Genomic DNA, 17,120 nt, shown 5'->3' on the forward strand with positions numbered 1-17,120 from the left:
TAACATTAATGCCACATGAAATCTAATTGCACATCACATATCCCCTAAATAGACTCCACTATTTGTGAGGATTATCACTTTATACAAAACAGCATAAAGCACTGCACCAAAACAGATTTGGAAATGCACCAAGACAGACAAAATCACGCATCGAATTTATATGCAACCTGAGTGACTAACCATTTATTAATACAGCGCTTATTTATAAATAACTTTGTTGCACGCACAAAAAAGCCGACCTCAATAGTCGGCTTTCTTACTATCTACGTCCCAACCTGAAATACACTTTCACGTTAAGAGCGAAGCACGCTAGGGAGTGGATTACTTCTTCCAACGCTCCGCTGCTTTCGCGTCGGAGTCTCGAGAGTCAACCCAACGAGTCGCCTCAGTAGTACGTTCTTTTTTCCAAAACGGCGCTTTGGTTTTCAGAAAATCCATAACAAACTCACACGCTTCGAAGGCAGCGCCACGATGTGCACTGGATACACCAACGTAAACAATCTGGTCACCGATATCTAGGTCACCAACGCGGTGAATCACTCGCATCTTTTGGATAGGCCAGCGGGCTTCAGCTTGATCACAGATCTCACTCAGCGACTTCTCTGTCATACCCGGATAATGCTCTAGAGACAAACCAATCACGTTGTCGCCAAGGTTCATGTCGCGAACTTTACCAACAAACGTCACAACCGCTCCCGCAGCCGTACCTTGAGCTAGATAATCGTATTCGCCACCCACAGAAAAGTCTTCAGCAGTAACCAATACTCTTGGATCAATAACTCGAGAGTCATTCATGGTTAACCTCCAGTAACTGGTGGGAAGAAAGCCACTTCGTCGCCGTCTTTCACTTCAGTCGTCAAAGGTACAATTGATTGGTTGAGTGCTGCCAGCAGCTTGCCCTCTTCCAATGCGATATCCCATTTGCCTTCATTTGTTACAAGGTGGCTGCGAATCGCTTCAATAGTATTGTATTGCGCATCGATCTCTAGGCTATCAACACCAACAAGTTCACGAGTTTGTGCAAAGAAAAGTACCGTAATCATGATTCCACCTTAAAGTGACCTGACTTACCACCCGTCTTCTCTAACAGGCGTACGTTCTCGATAACAATGTCTTTCTGAACAGCTTTACACATATCGTAAATCGTCAGTGCAGCAACAGAAGCAGCCGTTAGCGCTTCCATTTCTACGCCTGTCTTACCTGCAAGCTTACATACCGATTCGATACGAACCTTGTTTTCAGACTCAATGGCTTCAAGTTGTACTTCTACTTTAGTCAGTAGCAAAGGGTGACACAGTGGAATCAAGTCCCACGTCTTCTTCGCTGCTTGGATACCAGCAATACGTGCCGTTGCGAAAACATCACCTTTATGGTGGCTGCCAGAAACAATCAGCTCTAGCGTTTCTGCTGACATTTGAACGAAAGCTTCTGCTCTCGCCTCACGAACTGTCTCTGCTTTTGCCGATACATCGACCATGTTCGCTTCGCCAGACGCGTTAATGTGTGTAAATTGGCTCATGCTCAATCCACCTTATACAGAAAGATGTGGCATGAAATTACAAGGACGGTGACTCGCATCCATCTGTTGCTTGATGATCTTAGTCCAACCTGTGCGGCATGCACCTGTAGAACCAGGCATCGCAAAGATAACCGTGTGGTTAGCAAAACCCGCAATCGCACGAGATTGAATCGTCGATGTACCAATCTCTTCGTAAGACACTTGACGGAATAGCTCACCAAAGCCTTCTACTTCTTTGTCGAATAGTGGCTTAAGTGCTTCAGGCGTGCTGTCACGAGATGTGAAGCCCGTACCGCCAGTGATCATAATCGCTTGAACGCTTTCGTCAGCAATCCACTGAGATACGATCGCACGGATCTTGTACATGTCATCGATAACGATTTGCTTATCAACCACGTTGTGGCCTGCTTCTTTAGCATGCTCAGCTAGGTAACCACCTGACGTGTCATTTTCTTCTGTACGAGTATCTGAAACGGTTAGTACTGCGATGTTTGCTGCTTGAAATTTGCTTTCTGCGTGACCCATTTGTTCACCTATATAAATTTTTCAATTATGAGGGCGTGTTGACCTTTCGTGATTAAATTTTGTTCGAGATAAAAGCGTTTTAATCGCGGCGAGGGGGAAGTAGCCTAGTCATTCTAAGCAAATCTCCCTCAACAAAGAGTAAAACGCTTTTAGCCGAACCCTTCGGGCAGCGTTTGCTGGTCATTTCTACTACGTTATCGGCTTCTCATGTAGGCTAGCTACACATCAAAGCCTCTGCCTTGTATAAATACCCAGCAACTCGCTGCAAAAATCAGCTCGAAAGAGCAACACGCCCTAGACTGATTCGCCCAACTTAAAGAAGCTGAGCGATAAAATGCTTTAGAGTATGTATAGCGGGTTAACCGCCGATTGACGCCAAGTTTGGAGTCATGCCGCTGTTGCCATCATGCAAGAAGTGGCTAACGGACTTGGTTTGAAGCTGAGCCTGAATTCGATCAATAAGCTCTTGCTCTTGCTGATCTTCTTGAATCAGATCTCTCAGTTCAACACCGTGGTCGCCAAACAGACATAGGTGAAGTTTACCGGTCGCAGAAACACGCAGTCGGTTACAACTCTCACAGAAGTCTTTCTCGTAAGGCATGATCAAACCAATTTCACCCTTGTAATCTGGGTGGACAAACACTTGTGCTGGGCCATCGTTAACAGCTTTGACTTTTAACAGCCAACCGTTAGCAATAAGCTGATTGCGAATCGCAACGCCAGAAACATGATGTTTATCGAACAACTCGTCCATCTCGCCGGTTTTCATCAGCTCGATAAAACGTAATTGAATAGGTTTGTCTTTGATCCAATTAAGGAAGGCTGGTAATTCCTGACTGTTGAGGTCTTTCATCAATACAACGTTGACTTTGACTTGTTCATAGCCAACCTCAAACGCTTTATCAATGCCTCGCATAACCTCAGTAAACTTATTCTCACCAGTGATCTGATGGAACATGCGTGAATCTAAGCTATCCACGCTCACGTTTATATGGGTTAAACCAGCATCACGCCATTGCCCTACTTGTTTCTCCATGCGGTAGCCATTCGTCGTGGTGGCTACTTTTTCGATGCCTGGAGTAGAAGCAACAGTATGTATGATTTCAGGAAAGTCTTTACGCAGGCTCGGCTCTCCGCCAGTAATGCGGATCTTAGAGGTGCCACAATCTGCAAACGCTTTAACAATACGTTTGATCTCGGGAACACTTAAAAAAGACGAGTTTTTTTGCCCTGACGGTTTATAACCATCTGGCAAGCAGTAAGTACATTTAAAGTTACAGACGTCTGTAACCGACAAGCGCAAGTAATAAAACTTGCGATGGAATCTATCTTCGAATTGTTGCGCCACGGAACACCTTTCCAAACACGGGAGGCATAATCATTTCCAATTAAGCCCTTGTGACAACATGTCACTGGCTCTTGATGCGTATCGGTACAGCAAATACCACTGTGCGACTTAGCATGCGAGAGCTCGGAGTTATGGCAACTGCACGTTATATTCACACGTGCAGTAGCTGAGTAATAAAATACTTAATATTTGTACGTGAATCTAGCTCTGATGACAAAAAACGGGTCACATCGGCAAAAAAAACGTATCAAACCCTCAAAATAACTCTTGTTGAGTATCTGACGAGAAGCATTTAACCTAAATTATAGTTGGTAATAATCTAACAAGAACAAAAAATGAATATTTACTCTTCAAAGAAAGTCGTAGCAATCGGTGGGGGCCATGGCTTAGGTCGTATGCTAGCTGCATTAAAAGACTTTGGTAGCAATGCGACTGGCATTGTTGCAACAACAGATAATGGTGGTTCCACCGGGAGAATTCGAGACTGCCAAGGTGGTATTGCTTGGGGAGATACTCGTAACTGTATCAACCAATTAATCACAGAACCTTCGATCAGTTCGATGATGTTTGAATATCGCTTTCGCGGTCAGGGTGAACTCGATGGTCACAACTTAGGTAACCTAATGCTAACGGCGCTAGACAACCTTTCCGTTCGCCCATTGGAAGCAATTAACCTAATTCGAAATATGCTCAAGGTCGATGTCAATATCGTCCCGATGACCGAGCACCCTTCTGATCTCACGGCGCTATCAATGGACGGTCGTTGGGTAACTGGCGAAACTAACGTTGATGACATGACAGAAAAGCTGCGAATGATGGACTTATCTCCAGAAGTACCGGCAACCAAAGAAGCTGTTGCTGCAGTTGAGCAAGCAGACTGCATTGTCCTTGGACCAGGAAGCTTTTTAACCAGTGTGATGCCCCCTCTTCTCCTTCCTGAGATTGGGAAAGCCATCGCAGAGAACACCAAGGCTAAGGTTATCTTCATTGAAAACCTTTCGCCAGAGCATGGCCCTGCAGGAAAAATGACGCTTCAAGAACAGTTGGAATGGTGCGAACGTACCTGCAAAGCGAGAAAAATTGATGTTGTGCTGGGTAATGCGCCGCACCCTGAACTTGAAGGGCTTTGGAACTGCGTGACCACCGAACTTGCCTCTCCTAATCGAGATTGGCGACACGACCGTTTAAAGCTTCAACAAGCGATTCGAGCTCAACTGGCTTAGTGGCTTAGTGGCTTAGTGGCTTAGTGGCTTAGTGGCTTAAGCTAAACACCAGAAGCCGGTAAAAACAAAAAAGGAGCATAATGCTCCTTTTTTAATATCTGCTTATGCCACTATCAACCGTTTTAGAGATCCGTCATCAACTGCTGATATTCCGTGTACGTTGATAACAGAAGTTCTTGCATATCTTGAAAATCAACGTCTGTCACGGGTAACGCTTGTTTCACTTTTGCGTCTAAGCTAATCGCAAAACTACACAAAGAATCCGCACCAAAACTTGCTGCGCTGCTCTTAAGTGCATGGCTTATATCAGCCAAGTACTTAGATGTATCCGACGCTTTATTTATCTCTAGATGTTCGTAGTAGCCTTTCAACTCACCTAAGAAGATTTCCAGCAAAACTGGCACATTCTCTTGCCCTATTTCACCGGCGAGCTCATCAACTTTTTGCTGATTTAATACTTTCGTCATTATGATTTTCTTATTGTTTGGTGATTACTGCTTCGCATTCCACGTTTGCAACTTACGGTATATCGTCGATGGACTGACATCTAAGAAACCGGCCGCGCGGGGAATGTTGCCGTCACACGCTTTTATGGCCTGTTCGATAGCCGTCTTCTCAGTGATCCACAATGGAAAAATATCTTTTACCGTGATGTCTTCGTTCTGCTTCTCTTTCAAGCGCAAGCTGTTTTCAATCGGTTGGTTCAATGGTGGTGGAAGCATGTTGAGAGTAATCTCTTTGCCGTTATTCAATACCACCACGTTCCGTAATACGTTTTGTAGCTGACGAACGTTACCCGGCCACTCATATTGATTAAAGCGATCAAGCACTTCCTGAGCAAAACGCACAAACGCCTTACCTTCCTCAACCGACATGTAACCTAGTAACGAGTACGCAATCTCGATTACATCTTCACCGCGCTCGCGCAATGGCGGCAGGTGCAATGGAATCACGTATAAACGATAGTATAAATCTTCTCTAAAGCGACCTTCTTGTACTTCTTTCCAAGGGTCACGGTTGGTTGCACATACGAAACGAACATCGACACTCTTCATCTTCGAAGAGCCAACTTTTTGAAAAGTACCGGTTTGGATAAAGCGCAGCAGCTTGGTTTGCAGCTCTAAGTCCATTTCGCACAATTCATCAAGGAATAGTGTTCCGCCATCAGCCAGTTCAGCGGCACCTTGACGATCAGTTGCAGCACCGGTAAAGGCGCCTTTAACGTGGCCAAATAGCTCACTTTCAATTAGATCTTTAGGGATAGCCGCACAGTTAATCGCGATGAAAGGCTTGTCACCACGCTTGCTCGCCGCATGAATAGCTTCTGCACATACCTCTTTACCCGTACCACTTTCACCCGTGATGAAAATACTGGCTTTACTCGATGCTGCAGAGTCGATAGTTCGGTAAACCTGCTGCATGGTTTGGCTGCTACCAATAAAACCTTGGTAATTTTGGTTTCCCGGGTGTTCCGAGCTGTTTTTAAGTTTGGTGGCTTTGCGGATCGCGTTGTTCACCGTAATACGGAGTCGGTCGGCTTCACACGGCTTGATAAGGAAATCTTGAGAACCATGACGCATGGCTTCTACGGCGGTATCGATAGAACCGTGAGCCGTCATGAAGATAACCGGAACTTCAGGGTATTTTTGTTTTACAGCAAATAGCACGTCCATACCCGTCATGTCAGGCAGACGTAGATCTAATAAAATAAGGTCTGGGATTCGATGATTCAAACTCTCGATTGCATCGCGGCCAGTGCCGACAATGTTGATATCAATTTCGAGCGGTGTAAGATACGAGCGATATAAAGCTGCTACCGAAGCGGTATCCTCTACCATCAACAAATACTTCGATTTGTTATCTAGCGTTTTTGATTGCATATCCTAGCCATTTATAATTTGCATTTCTTATTATAGTCGCATTCCGCTTTGCATTATGCAAATTAGCCACAATATTTGTAGTGTGTTTTTTTACTTACTTCAAACAATCAATGTTTTATCTATCTGGCACGAACGATGCAACGGTATAAATGACCTTCGGGTCACCTAGCCAACTGACGTTGTTAGTGGACAGAGTGTTCACAAACGGAAGCCAGTAGAACATTTACTACTGGCTGTTTTTTTGCCTGAAACACTCTCAATTCTTGTATTGAGGGGAACAATTCTTCGAATGAAAAGTGAGATTAGCTGTTGGTAATAAACTGCTTTCTTAGCTGCTCAATTTCATCACGCTTCTGTGCTGCCAATTCAAATTCTAGGTTCTGAGCATGCTGATACATCGCAGCTTCTAGCTTGCTGATCTCTTTATCAAGCTGTTGCGGTGTAAGTACAGCATAACTTTCAGAAGGCTCTGCAACCTTAGATAGAGGAACTTGCTTCGATTGGCGCTGCTGCTTCGACTTGGTTAGATCACCCAGCTCCATAATGTCTTTGATATTACGTTTCAACGCTTGCGGCGTGATGCCTTGCTCTTCATTGTAGGCTTGCTGCTTCTCACGACGACGATCGGTTTCATCAATCGCTTTTCTCATCGACTTAGTAATCGAATCACCATAAAGGATCGCTCGACCTTCCAAGTTACGCGCAGCACGACCAATGGTTTGAATCAGAGAACGCTCAGAACGTAAGAAACCCTCTTTATCAGCATCAAGAATCGCCACCAGCGATACTTCCGGCATATCCAGACCTTCTCGAAGTAAGTTAATGCCCACTAACACGTCGAACTCGCCCAAACGTAGGTCTCGAATGATCTCTACACGCTCCACGGTATCGATATCTGAGTGCAAGTAACGAACCTTAACACCATGCTCACTAAGGTATTCGGTTAAGTCTTCTGCCATTCGTTTAGTCAACGTAGTGACCAATACGCGCTCTTCTTTCACTGAACGGATTCTGATTTCAGACAGCAAGTCATCCACCTGAGTCGCGACAGGTCTTACTTCGATGATTGGGTCTAACAGACCAGTAGGACGCACCACTTGATCAGCAATCTCACCATCTGATTTCTCAATCTCATAATTACCCGGCGTGGCCGACACAAAAATGGTTTGTGGCGCGATCGATTCGAACTCTTCAAATTTCATCGGACGGTTATCCAACGCAGAAGGTAACCTAAAGCCAAACTCAACCAAAGTTTCTTTACGAGAGCGGTCACCTTTATACATGGCGCCAATTTGCGGCACAGTTACATGTGACTCATCAATGATCAGCAAACCATCATCAGGCAGGTAATCAAATAAGGTTGGAGGCGCTTCCCCTTCCGCACGGCCGCTCAAGTATCGTGAATAGTTTTCGATACCGGAACAGAAACCCAACTCCGTCATCATCTCGATATCAAACTGAGTTCTTTGAGAAATACGCTGTTCTTCGAGAAGCTTGTTGTTGTCTTTTAAATATTGAGCCCTATCGCGCAACTCATCCTTAATCTTCTCAATCGCCTCAAGGATCTTCTCTCTTGGGGTGACATAGTGAGTTTTTGGATAAACTGTAAAACGCGGTAAGTCTCTTTGTTTCACCGCACCAGTCAGAGGATCAAAAATACTAATGCAGTCCACTTCGTCATCGAACATTTCAATTCGAACCGCATCTTGGTCAGATTCTGCTGGGAAGATATCAATCACCTCACCACGAACACGGAACTGACCACGTTCAAATGCGACATCGTTTCTCGAATATTGCAGCTCAGCCAAGCGGCGTAGGATGTCTCGCTGATCCATCACCTCACCACGACTCAAATGCAGCATCATCTTCAAATAAGATTTAGGATCACCAAGACCGTAGATAGCCGATACAGACGCAACAATAATGGCATCTTTTCTTTCTAACAAAGCTTTGGTCGCTGAAAGTCTCATTTGCTCAATATGAGCATTTATCGACGCATCTTTCTCGATAAAGGTATCCGTGGTTGGAACGTAGGCTTCCGGTTGGTAATAATCGTAGTAAGAAACAAAGTACTCAACGGAGTTATTCGGAAAGAAAGATTTCATCTCGCCATAAAGTTGAGCTGCCAACGTTTTGTTAGGCGCTAACAAGATTGCTGGTCTTTGAGATTGAGAAATGACGTTGGCAAGAGTAAAGGTTTTACCAGAGCCCGTTACCCCTAATAGAGTTTGATGTGCCAAACCAGAATCTAATCCATCTAGTAATCTGGTTATCGCTGTCGGCTGGTCACCGGACGGGCTATAGTCCGATACCAAGTCAAAGAGTTTACTCATAGGTCGCCATTTCCATACTGTGTATTTAATCAGGTCATTGTCACTCTAGGAGCTATGTCGTTGCAACTATTATCTAGAGAAATGCTTCTTAAGATTAGATATCAGTGATAGCTTTTACTTTTAGAACTTGGTATTATCCGTGCCCTTACAAGATCTCTTCAGCTAAATCACTCAATTTTTAATCCACTACTTTTCCCCAAAAAATCTAAAAATAGCACTTGTTTTACTGTATATTTTATAATCGTCAAAAGTTATACAATCGTGATATTTTGATACAAATCTTTTAAATACATTACCTTACCTCAGATTTTTATATTCTCAGATTTATCCCAATTATTGTTGTTAAAGTTTCACACACACACTTATCCACAATTTTGGTGGATAACTAAAGAAAAGCTAAATCCGGTAAGGCGTCCAAGAAAGTAAAGTTTTTTATATTATTTTTTTCTGCTATTTTTTATTGACAGAAATTCGGACTATTATTAGAATTCGCGTCGCTAACAAGCAATTCCCCTTTAGTTCAGTTGGTAGAACGGCGGACTGTTAATCCGTATGTCGCAAGTTCAAGTCTTGCAAGGGGAGCCAAATTCAGAAAAAAGCTCAATCGAAAGATTGGGCTTTTTTCGTATATAACTGCGACTAACTTGTTCCAAGTTAATGTCACAAACCTAGCCGCCCGCGTTCAAGTCTCGACAAGGGGGCCAAATTTAAAGAAGCCGCATCACTCGATGCGGCTTTTTGCGTTTTAGTCTTTAACGTTCCGCTCACGTTCATCGTTGATCAAAAAAGCCACGGGAAAATCCGTGGCTTACTCAAGCTTTGAGACTATAAGTTGATCACTAAAATGATAATCCCTCTCACAGAATCACTTCAAATTGCATTATAGGTGACGAGCAATCGTATCCATCAGAACTGCAGCTACCTTATCATTGCCAGCTTTGTCGCCTTTGCTGTAGGTATTGATTTGACGCTTCGATGAATCGTGGATATTAGTTATAGCCACGACTTCTCTCTCGATACCAAATCCAACCAACTTAATCATCAACTCTTTATTTTTGAATGAGTCGCCAACGATCACGATAGAGTTAAAATCTTTCAGTAACTCTTTGGTCAATCCCTCAACTTGAACATCATTACTATCAATAAAAAAGATGTCTGCAGACTTCGTAGAGCTTCGTTCTCCGGCAGACTTCAGTTGGATTTGCTGCATCTCATTGAATACACCATTATCTTGCGTTCCAATGGTAGATAGGCTCGCAGCATTAGAAGCCAAAGACAATAGCAGTGTACTAGCAAAAATAGTACTTTTAACAAAATTCATTCTCTTTACCCTCTAATAACTAAAGAATTGTTTCTTTCATAATGCGGAACGTTTGACCTTTATCATCAATAGTACAATCGGTATCGATCGTAATACCGTAGTTAGAATCCTTTTGATAAAGAAACGATTCATCCTCTGAAATTGACCAACTGCTACCATACATATTGAGATAGGCGCGTGAAACCGTCACCGCATTACCGAATGCCAGTTTTTGATCACGACAAGTATTCCGATCTGCAGTGTAGTTTTCCTGCCACGTCTCATAGCTCTTTAAGTCGTAAACTCGATACAGGTCTTCGCCCCATATCTCAGCAGCGTTCTTTACATGCCAAAACTCACTTGATGGATTATCTGCATACCAGCCAGCTTCTCCCACTGCTTTTGTATTGATCGTTTGAACCACGCTGTGACCAATATCATTACCCTCATCGACCGAGGTGTAATTCAACATACTGTGTGTTTGGCTCGACTCTTTAGTTTGGCTAAAACCAAAACCAACACCTAAGCCAGCAGAAGGACCATCTGATTTGCTGGCTTCGAAAGATCCAGTAATATCGAAGCTAAAAGACGTACTCTCAGCTAAAGAAATCTCTTTTTGCACATTACTCGAACTTGGAAAGCTTTGCTGGTTCACAAACAGATTTCCATGTCGGCTTTGAGGGAGACAATGATCGTTGAGTTTGTCGTCTTCACATCGCTCACTTAAGTACTTCCAAGTCAACCTTGTTTGCTCTTCAAGATTGTTAGGTGCTTCATTAACCGCTCTGCGGTGCATCTGGTTGTAAGCATCCTCACCTGACATGAAATTAAATTGAGAATTTCCCTGGAAGATCTGACCTAAGTATCCTCCTGAGTAATGAAAATGCGGAGCAACCTTTTCATCTTCCCACTCGAGAAAATAGCCACCATCGGCGAGGGTTTGCCGCGTGACATTCATGCTGCCGTCAACCGCCATGATATAATTAGTTTTATTTGACTGAGAAAACATCAAAAGATCAATAGTACGTGCGACATCAACCTGTTCATGGATTTTGTACTTCTCCTTACCAGGGCCATAAGCACCATTCTGAGAGGTGATAATAAATTGCTCTTCAATTTGACCATCTTCTATTCTGGCATGCTGACAGAGGTTCGCAATTTTTCCAGGTAAATCCTGCTGCTCTAGATGATTATTAATGTATTCTACTTTGGCATTAAAGATATCACAGGCTGTTGCCGGATCATCGTACGCAACATACTCATCAGCCCCTTTGAAGTAGGCATCATCAATTCCTGGGATAGGAGATGCATTCGCATAGCCAGATAACATGGAGACTGTTATCAAGCTCAAACTGAAACTTTTTAATTTCATCAATCGTTCCTTTTAACTGCATTTGCACCAATATCGATGCCTTTTAAAATTAGCGAGTCAAAAGAATATATTCACAATTAAATTGTGATAAAAAAATCTATTTTATTGTTGAATATTCCTGGGTAATAATTAATTTGTTATTGAATACTTTATATCTCACTGGAAAAGTTAAATCAGTCATTTCAGATTCTTTGTCCTTAAACCTTCGATAGCAATGGAAAATAAGCCGACCTTGTTCTGTCCGAAATGAAAGGCCGGAGTGTCCTATGTTAATTCTCTTTCGCCATACTAGTAGCTCTTCTAGCGAATCAACCTTCTCTATTTGAATTTGTATTTTTTCAAAGTATCCATCAAAGTTCATAATTAAATATCTTACTAAAGCCAAACCTTTACAACTATTTTTTATAATTCAAGTCTTTATCAAAACCAATTTTCAACACACTATGATTCTCGAAAATTTAATCAATCATTGACTGACCAATCTATAATTAAGTACATTTTTTATATTGTAAAAAGCCACATTAATGTGGCTTTTATTTTAACGAGAATGGCAGAAGAAGAGCAGAGCCGACTAACCGCACTACCCTCCACCAGCGCTGAACACGCTCTAATGTTTGACGATTTACAATAAACCAAATGATTCAAGTAGTACTGAAAATCAAGTAATTTCAAGAAAAATCAACATTTAGAATATGTTCATTTATAAGTAAGACTCGATTCCCAGTCGGAGAATTTAAAGTTATCCATCTCAATAATGAAAAGTCCATTTTGGCTCACGGGCAGTTCGTTTGTCGCTTTAATATACGAGTTATCAGGCTCAAGATATTTATCTGCTGACGCCCATACATGATGCGCATGATCATAAATATAGACAACATCACCGTTTTGGATACAGCTATCAGATTCAACTTGGCGGCTGATCTTCATGAAGTCAGAAGAGTCGTGATTTTCGGTATAATACGTACTGCCACTGTAGGTCCAGTAGTAATTTTTATAATCATCTGTTCTCGAAAACTGTACAAAGTCATGATCGTGAACACAAGTACCAATATATGGATGCCAATTGTCTAACTTAAACTTAGCGTTGGATTGCTTTCCATCTCGACCGTAGGTTAACCAGCCATCAGACACATTTGGGTCAGCGTAAATATATTCGCCATTCAATCGGTGCTTTAACCTAATTGAATTGTATGGCTTATTGGTTGGGCGCATACTGTGAACTGGGGTGCTTTCATCGGCATACTCAAAAGCAGCAACAGGGAAGTGGTCTGAATACTCATAAAAGTAATAAGGTTCCTGTGTGCCAGTTAGAACAACTCTCTTCGATGCAATATCCAATACTTGATTGTGCCAATTCTTGGGTTGCTTGTGACTGCGCTCAACAAGAACATAGTCAAGTAATTGCCCTTTTAGATCTGGATAGTTTGCGTGCGCTAAGCCATTGACAGCAGGATCCCATGAGTAAGGTGCACCAGCATAATTGGTCGGTTCTGATACATTTAAGGTCTCGAGCATTGAATAAAATTCTTGTGAGTCCTTTGCTACGTTTAAATCACCAGCAATAAAAAACATTTCGTCAGCTGAGCGATTAGCCCCGAAAACATAATTCTCTATTTGTGCGAACTGGTCTTGTCTAATAATAGAAGGAGGGATACTGCAGGTATCGTCATCAGCTTGAACGTGAGTGCCGATAATATTGTATCTCTCTCCACCTTTGTTAATGACGGTATGTATAAAACCTTTTTGAGAAGCCCAATCTGCACCGCACCCATCCCTGAAGATCACTTGTGACTTATACTCAATCGGATATTTACTGAATATAATCACGCCGCCATCATCAAGAGATGTCGATCGCCAACCTTCAGTATGATCCCAGCCACTTTTTGTACGGCCTAAAACAGGCGTTAGATATCCAAATTTCTGAGCGAGTGCATCGATAAGTATTTGGCTTGCTTGGTTGTCGAACACTTCGTTAAATACAACCACGTCAGTATCATCAAAAACCGAAGAGTTCGCCAATAACTGTGCTCGTTTATTTGGGTTAGTCCCACCAACGAAAATGCCCAGACGATGATCCAGCATATAAACGTTATAATTCATTATCTTGGGGGGTGAGCTGATCTCCTCAGCTCGCAAAGTAAGAGTGATCAGTATGAGCAAGACTGATATTAGATATTTAATCATGGTTAGTGCATCTCCTATTAAACTGAGGTGCATCCTCTCATAATGACACAATTGATAATAATTAAATAGGTCTAAAAAAAATATCAAACCATAGTTAAAACATTAATAGTCATCATAAAAGTCTTCAATTGGTAAAGCCTCAACTTTTACAGCTACCATTTTCTTTACAGGACTATTTGAAATGACAAGCATATATTGGTTCGGCAACTCTTCAACAACTTGAACCGATTTAAAAAACGATAGCTTTTTTCGCGCTTCAATATATCTATCATAAACGAGCATGTCGTCATCATGTTCAAAATCAATATCTCCATGATCAACGCGTTCTTCACGCAAGCTTACATTAAATAGCCCATTACTCTTGCGAATGAATTTTCCTTTTGTGTATATATCTAAAGTGTTATTGAGTCCAGCTTCTTTTATAACCGTAACCGCCTCAAAATTTTCATCACTGATCACGACGTCCATGTACTCTGTGGCCATATAGTTACCATCTATTGTCATATAAAGGGTCGTAGAGTTGACCAAAACATTATTTTTCGAACGTAGACTATATGCAATGGAAACCAGCATTAAACAAAGACAAAACAGAAGAAAGTAAACGCTTTTATTTTTAGTGAACATAGCGACTAAGCTCCGCTTTAACCATACCTACGAGATCATCCGTTGATTGAGGAGATTCAAACAAAACCACTAAATTGACAGGCGGTGCCAGTGGCTTGAGTATTACAATAGATAAGCTTTCTTGAGAATGAGCAAGGATCAATCGGCTTAACCTACCTTGTTTAACTTCTTGAGAAACCAAAAGCTTAACGCCTTTTGCAACCAATTTGGCCTCTTCTTCATTATCACAATAGACAGTTAAAGCTTCGCTAAAAAACATTTTAGTCAGTGGAAGCCAATTCGTTAACTTAGGGGCTTTTGCAGTGAACACCAATGGAAACAATGCCGCAATCGCTATGAATACGCAGCCTAGAACAATATAGATTTGATTACGTCCGAATGTGTATCGTGTTTTTTTTTCGGAACTCTCTTCAAAGCTCTCAGTCTTAACGCTTGGTTCCCCAGCTAATAAGTTGTCTTGGTTATCGGATTTATCATCATCATCTTCTAGCCACAACACCGCCTCACTTTCTAGTTTATAACCAACCTTAGCGACTGTCTTCAGGTACTTTTGTTGCTTTCCATTATCTTCTATTAAATTACGTATAGCACTTACCGATTGGGTAAGTGAACCTTCTGAAACATGTTTTCCTGGCCAAGCTCTTTTCAACAAATCTTCTTTAGTATTAATTTTTCCAGCGTTTTCACACAACATTAGAATCACAAGATGATCGTGATAGCCGATGCGCTTTTCTTCATTTTTGAGTAAATCAGTCACTAACGGGTGGTCTAAGTGAATTAACCAATTATTTACTTTGTACATAAATTAGCCTTGAAAAATGAATAACCATAATATTTATACAAATATAATTTTCATGGATAAATATTGGGGTTATTTAAAATAATTTCTTATATGTCACTTGATTCATTCAACCATTTACCACTAACCGAACGTTAACAGGATTAATTAAATGGTTATTTAAAAGGGAAAAATAAGTAACTTTTTTGTAAACTCAACTATATATAAAAAAAGCGTCGGCATGAAACAAAAAAAACTAAAATACATATATTTAAAATTTGATAACTAATTCATAAAAAAATAACAGATAATTTCATTAGATTATTAAGAAATATTTAAATTTAGTTAAAAAATTGACTAACAATGACAAGAAATGTCTTTTAATTTTTGTTCTTACTTATAGCACATCCGGTTATCTACGCTCACTAAAGGTTTCACTTACAAAAAATTAATGTTTACAGATTAAGTTTTTGCGCACTTTAGACTCATTTTAGGCTGACTATATTGGCTATCACCATCATCTCTGTAGTGAAACCGATTTCTTAAAAGCTGATGCGTATAAGTCCTAAATCAAAGTAAGGCTCCTAGCTTTAAACAAGAAAGATTGACAACATACTCGTTAAAATTGTTAATTTCATGTTCAAGAAAACCATACCCAACAGCCGTTGTACTTCCATGCTGCGAGCGTTTGTCTTAGGTTTTAGTCCAACCGATTTGTTGCGATTACATCTGCTATCCTCTTATTAAGCGTATAAATTTCCATCAGACATACAAAACCACACCGTTCACTGGTTGTTATTAGGTGAGCAAAGCAGGATAATATCGGGATCGGAATCTCAAGAATTAATCCATTATGACCGAATACCTTTTGTTGTTGGTTGGCACAGTGCTGGTCAATAACTTTGTGCTAGTGAAGTTTTTAGGGCTATGTCCTTTCATGGGAGTCTCCAAGAAACTGGAGACTGCGATTGGCATGGGCCTCGCGACGACTTTCGTTCTGACGTTAGCGTCGGTATCTGCATACCTAGTAGAAACCTACATCCTTACCCCTCTGGGTATTGAATACCTGCGTACCATGAGCTTTATCTTGGTTATCGCGGTGGTTGTTCAATTTACGGAAATGGTCGTTCACAAAACCAGCCCAACACTATATCGCCTATTGGGGATCTTTCTGCCGCTTATCACCACCAACTGTGCGGTATTAGGTGTGGCACTTCTGAACATCAATGAAAACCACAACTTCATCCAGTCGATCATCTATGGTTTCGGCGCGGCTGTTGGTTTCTCTCTTGTTCTGATCCTATTTGCTGCAATGCGTGAGCGTATTGCGGTTGCTGATGTTCCAATGCCCTTCAAAGGCGCATCGATTGCGATGATCACAGCTGGCCTAATGTCTCTGGCATTTATGGGCTTTACTGGGTTGGTGAAATAAGCATGAGTACCATTTTAATTGCGATCATTGCGCTAGCCGTTTTAGCCGCTGTTTTTGGCGCTATTTTGGGCTTTGCTTCTATCCGTTTTAAAGTCGAAGCCGATCCTATCGTCGATCAAATCGACACCATTTTACCGCAAACCCAATGCGGCCAGTGTGGCTACCCTGGTTGTCGCCCATACGCAGAGGCGATCGCTAACGGAGACAAGATCAACAAATGTCCTCCGGGCGGCCAAGCAACCATTGAGAAGCTAGCAGATTTAATGGGCGTAGAAGTTGAAGACTCCGCTCATGACTTAGATAACAAAGTAAAAACCGTTGCCTTCATTCATGAAGATATGTGTATCGGCTGTACCAAGTGTATTCAAGCCTGCCCTGTTGACGCCATTGTTGGTGGTACCAAGGCACTGCACACAGTAATTAAAGATGAATGTACAGGTTGTGATCTATGTGTCGCACCGTGCCCTACTGACTGTATCGAAATGATTCCAGTGGCAACAACGACTGAAAATTGGAAATGGCAGATGAACATCATTCCTGTTACTGATATCACTAACCAAGCAACTGATGCGACCGCGTCAGAGCCTAAAGCATAGGGTTAG

General features: G+C 41.8%; 16 protein-coding genes, 1 tRNA gene and 1 riboswitch. Of the genes, 4 read left to right on the forward strand and 13 right to left on the reverse strand.

What is annotated here, in order from left to right; all coding sequences use genetic code 11:
• Nucleotides 1-321: 321 nt before the first annotated feature.
• The 5 genes from moaE to moaA all read right to left on the reverse strand — a co-directional run bounded on the left by moaE (nucleotide 322) and on the right by moaA (nucleotide 3,392).
• Nucleotides 322-795 (reverse strand): molybdopterin synthase catalytic subunit MoaE, encoded by a 474-nt coding sequence (moaE, locus tag OCU90_RS12050; RefSeq protein ID WP_004734024.1) that lies wholly within the window; start codon nucleotides 793-795, stop codon nucleotides 322-324.
• Between the two features lie 2 nt (nucleotides 796-797).
• Entirely contained in the window at nucleotides 798-1,043 is a 246-nt protein-coding gene (gene moaD / locus OCU90_RS12055) for a molybdopterin synthase sulfur carrier subunit (RefSeq protein ID WP_061021879.1), read from the reverse strand.
• On the reverse strand, nucleotides 1,040-1,519 hold the full coding sequence (gene moaC, locus OCU90_RS12060; protein WP_004734026.1) for a cyclic pyranopterin monophosphate synthase MoaC: 480 nt from the start codon (nucleotides 1,517-1,519) through the stop codon (nucleotides 1,040-1,042). The genes moaD and moaC overlap by 4 nt, the downstream gene beginning before the upstream one ends.
• 12 nt (nucleotides 1,520-1,531) lie before the next feature.
• Nucleotides 1,532-2,044 carry a molybdenum cofactor biosynthesis protein B gene (gene moaB, locus OCU90_RS12065; protein WP_017084034.1) on the reverse strand — a complete coding sequence of 171 codons (513 nt, stop codon included), beginning with the start codon at nucleotides 2,042-2,044 and terminating at the stop codon, nucleotides 1,532-1,534.
• 358 nt (nucleotides 2,045-2,402) lie between these two features.
• Entirely contained in the window at nucleotides 2,403-3,392 is a 990-nt protein-coding gene (gene moaA / locus OCU90_RS12070; RefSeq protein ID WP_029406079.1) for a GTP 3',8-cyclase MoaA, read from the reverse strand.
• Nucleotides 3,381-3,533: riboswitch (molybdenum cofactor riboswitch) on the reverse strand. (Overlaps the previous gene by 12 nt.)
• A 194-nt stretch (nucleotides 3,534-3,727) precedes the next feature.
• Here moaA and OCU90_RS12075 point away from each other — a divergent pair.
• Nucleotides 3,728-4,615, forward strand: a complete 888-nt coding sequence (locus tag OCU90_RS12075) for a YvcK family protein (RefSeq protein ID WP_061021881.1) — start codon at nucleotides 3,728-3,730, stop codon at nucleotides 4,613-4,615.
• A 122-nt stretch (nucleotides 4,616-4,737) separates the two neighbouring features.
• Here the strand turns inward: OCU90_RS12075 and luxU are convergent, their stop codons facing one another.
• From luxU to uvrB, 3 genes are all read right to left on the reverse strand, one after another.
• Complete coding sequence (gene luxU / locus OCU90_RS12080) at nucleotides 4,738-5,082, reverse strand: quorum-sensing phosphorelay protein LuxU (RefSeq protein WP_061021883.1); 345 nt, start codon at nucleotides 5,080-5,082, stop codon at nucleotides 4,738-4,740.
• 24 nt (nucleotides 5,083-5,106) lie between these two features.
• Nucleotides 5,107-6,495, reverse strand: coding sequence for a quorum-sensing sigma-54 dependent transcriptional regulator LuxO (gene luxO, locus OCU90_RS12085; protein ID WP_004734031.1), 1,389 nt, complete (start codon nucleotides 6,493-6,495; stop codon nucleotides 5,107-5,109).
• A gap of 302 nt (nucleotides 6,496-6,797) precedes the next feature.
• Nucleotides 6,798-8,828, reverse strand: a complete 2,031-nt coding sequence (gene uvrB / locus OCU90_RS12090; protein WP_017084035.1) for an excinuclease ABC subunit UvrB — start codon at nucleotides 8,826-8,828, stop codon at nucleotides 6,798-6,800.
• A gap of 509 nt (nucleotides 8,829-9,337) precedes the next feature.
• Between uvrB and OCU90_RS12095 the strand changes: the two genes are divergently transcribed.
• Nucleotides 9,338-9,413, forward strand: a tRNA-Asn gene (locus OCU90_RS12095).
• 295 nt (nucleotides 9,414-9,708) lie between these two features.
• Here the strand turns inward: OCU90_RS12095 and OCU90_RS12100 are convergent.
• The 5 genes from OCU90_RS12100 to OCU90_RS12120 all read right to left on the reverse strand — a co-directional run bounded on the left by OCU90_RS12100 (nucleotide 9,709) and on the right by OCU90_RS12120 (nucleotide 15,110).
• Complete coding sequence (locus tag OCU90_RS12100; RefSeq protein ID WP_004734033.1) at nucleotides 9,709-10,149, reverse strand: hypothetical protein; 441 nt, start codon at nucleotides 10,147-10,149, stop codon at nucleotides 9,709-9,711.
• Nucleotides 10,150-10,168: 19 nt separating this feature from the next.
• Nucleotides 10,169-11,500: a hypothetical protein gene (locus OCU90_RS12105; protein WP_061021885.1), complete on the reverse strand. Its 1,332-nt coding sequence runs from the start codon at nucleotides 11,498-11,500 to the stop codon at nucleotides 10,169-10,171.
• A 696-nt stretch (nucleotides 11,501-12,196) separates the two neighbouring features.
• Complete coding sequence (gene sph / locus OCU90_RS12110; protein ID WP_032546652.1) at nucleotides 12,197-13,684, reverse strand: sphingomyelin phosphodiesterase; 1,488 nt, start codon at nucleotides 13,682-13,684, stop codon at nucleotides 12,197-12,199.
• A 102-nt stretch (nucleotides 13,685-13,786) separates the two neighbouring features.
• Nucleotides 13,787-14,167 (reverse strand): hypothetical protein, encoded by a 381-nt coding sequence (locus OCU90_RS12115; RefSeq protein ID WP_232288498.1) that lies wholly within the window; start codon nucleotides 14,165-14,167, stop codon nucleotides 13,787-13,789.
• A 130-nt stretch (nucleotides 14,168-14,297) separates the two neighbouring features.
• Entirely contained in the window at nucleotides 14,298-15,110 is an 813-nt protein-coding gene (locus OCU90_RS12120) for a winged helix-turn-helix domain-containing protein (RefSeq protein WP_061021887.1), read from the reverse strand.
• An 829-nt stretch (nucleotides 15,111-15,939) separates the two neighbouring features.
• On the opposite strand from OCU90_RS12120, the gene rsxA reads away from it, so the two are divergent.
• Together rsxA and rsxB are read left to right on the forward strand one after the other, a co-directional pair.
• The gene (rsxA, locus tag OCU90_RS12125; RefSeq protein ID WP_004734039.1) at nucleotides 15,940-16,518 is read left to right on the forward strand and encodes an electron transport complex subunit RsxA; all 579 of its coding nucleotides are present in this window, start codon (nucleotides 15,940-15,942) and stop codon (nucleotides 16,516-16,518) included.
• A gap of 2 nt (nucleotides 16,519-16,520) precedes the next feature.
• A complete protein-coding gene (rsxB, locus tag OCU90_RS12130) occupies nucleotides 16,521-17,114 on the forward strand; it encodes an electron transport complex subunit RsxB (RefSeq protein WP_004734040.1) in 594 nt (197 codons plus the stop codon).
• Nucleotides 17,115-17,120 lie beyond the last annotated feature (6 nt).

The organism is Vibrio splendidus (assembly GCF_024347615.1).
GTDB classification, from domain to species: Bacteria; Pseudomonadota; Gammaproteobacteria; order Enterobacterales; family Vibrionaceae; genus Vibrio; species Vibrio splendidus.

Excerpts from the sequence above, each read along its gene's own strand:
- moaE (WP_004734024.1), bottom strand. The coding sequence starts at position 795 with ATGAATGACTCTCGAGTTATTGATCCAAGAGTATTGGTTACTGCTGAA.
- moaD (WP_061021879.1), bottom strand. The coding sequence starts at position 1,043 with ATGATTACGGTACTTTTCTTTGCACAAACTCGTGAACTTGTTGGTGTT.
- moaC (WP_004734026.1), bottom strand. The coding sequence starts at position 1,519 with ATGAGCCAATTTACACACATTAACGCGTCTGGCGAAGCGAACATGGTC.
- moaB (WP_017084034.1), bottom strand. The coding sequence starts at position 2,044 with ATGGGTCACGCAGAAAGCAAATTTCAAGCAGCAAACATCGCAGTACTA.
- OCU90_RS12075 (WP_061021881.1), top strand. The coding sequence starts at position 3,728 with ATGAATATTTACTCTTCAAAGAAAGTCGTAGCAATCGGTGGGGGCCAT.
- luxU (WP_061021883.1), bottom strand. The coding sequence starts at position 5,082 with ATGACGAAAGTATTAAATCAGCAAAAAGTTGATGAGCTCGCCGGTGAA.
- luxO (WP_004734031.1), bottom strand. The coding sequence starts at position 6,495 with ATGCAATCAAAAACGCTAGATAACAAATCGAAGTATTTGTTGATGGTA.
- uvrB (WP_017084035.1), bottom strand. The coding sequence starts at position 8,828 with ATGAGTAAACTCTTTGACTTGGTATCGGACTATAGCCCGTCCGGTGAC.
- OCU90_RS12100 (WP_004734033.1), bottom strand. The coding sequence starts at position 10,149 with ATGAATTTTGTTAAAAGTACTATTTTTGCTAGTACACTGCTATTGTCT.
- OCU90_RS12105 (WP_061021885.1), bottom strand. The coding sequence starts at position 11,500 with ATGAAATTAAAAAGTTTCAGTTTGAGCTTGATAACAGTCTCCATGTTA.
- sph (WP_032546652.1), bottom strand. The coding sequence starts at position 13,684 with ATGATTAAATATCTAATATCAGTCTTGCTCATACTGATCACTCTTACT.
- OCU90_RS12115 (WP_232288498.1), bottom strand. The coding sequence starts at position 14,167 with ATGGCCACAGAGTACATGGACGTCGTGATCAGTGATGAAAATTTTGAG.
- OCU90_RS12120 (WP_061021887.1), bottom strand. The coding sequence starts at position 15,110 with ATGTACAAAGTAAATAATTGGTTAATTCACTTAGACCACCCGTTAGTG.
- rsxA (WP_004734039.1), top strand. The coding sequence starts at position 15,940 with ATGACCGAATACCTTTTGTTGTTGGTTGGCACAGTGCTGGTCAATAAC.
- rsxB (WP_004734040.1), top strand. The coding sequence starts at position 16,521 with ATGAGTACCATTTTAATTGCGATCATTGCGCTAGCCGTTTTAGCCGCT.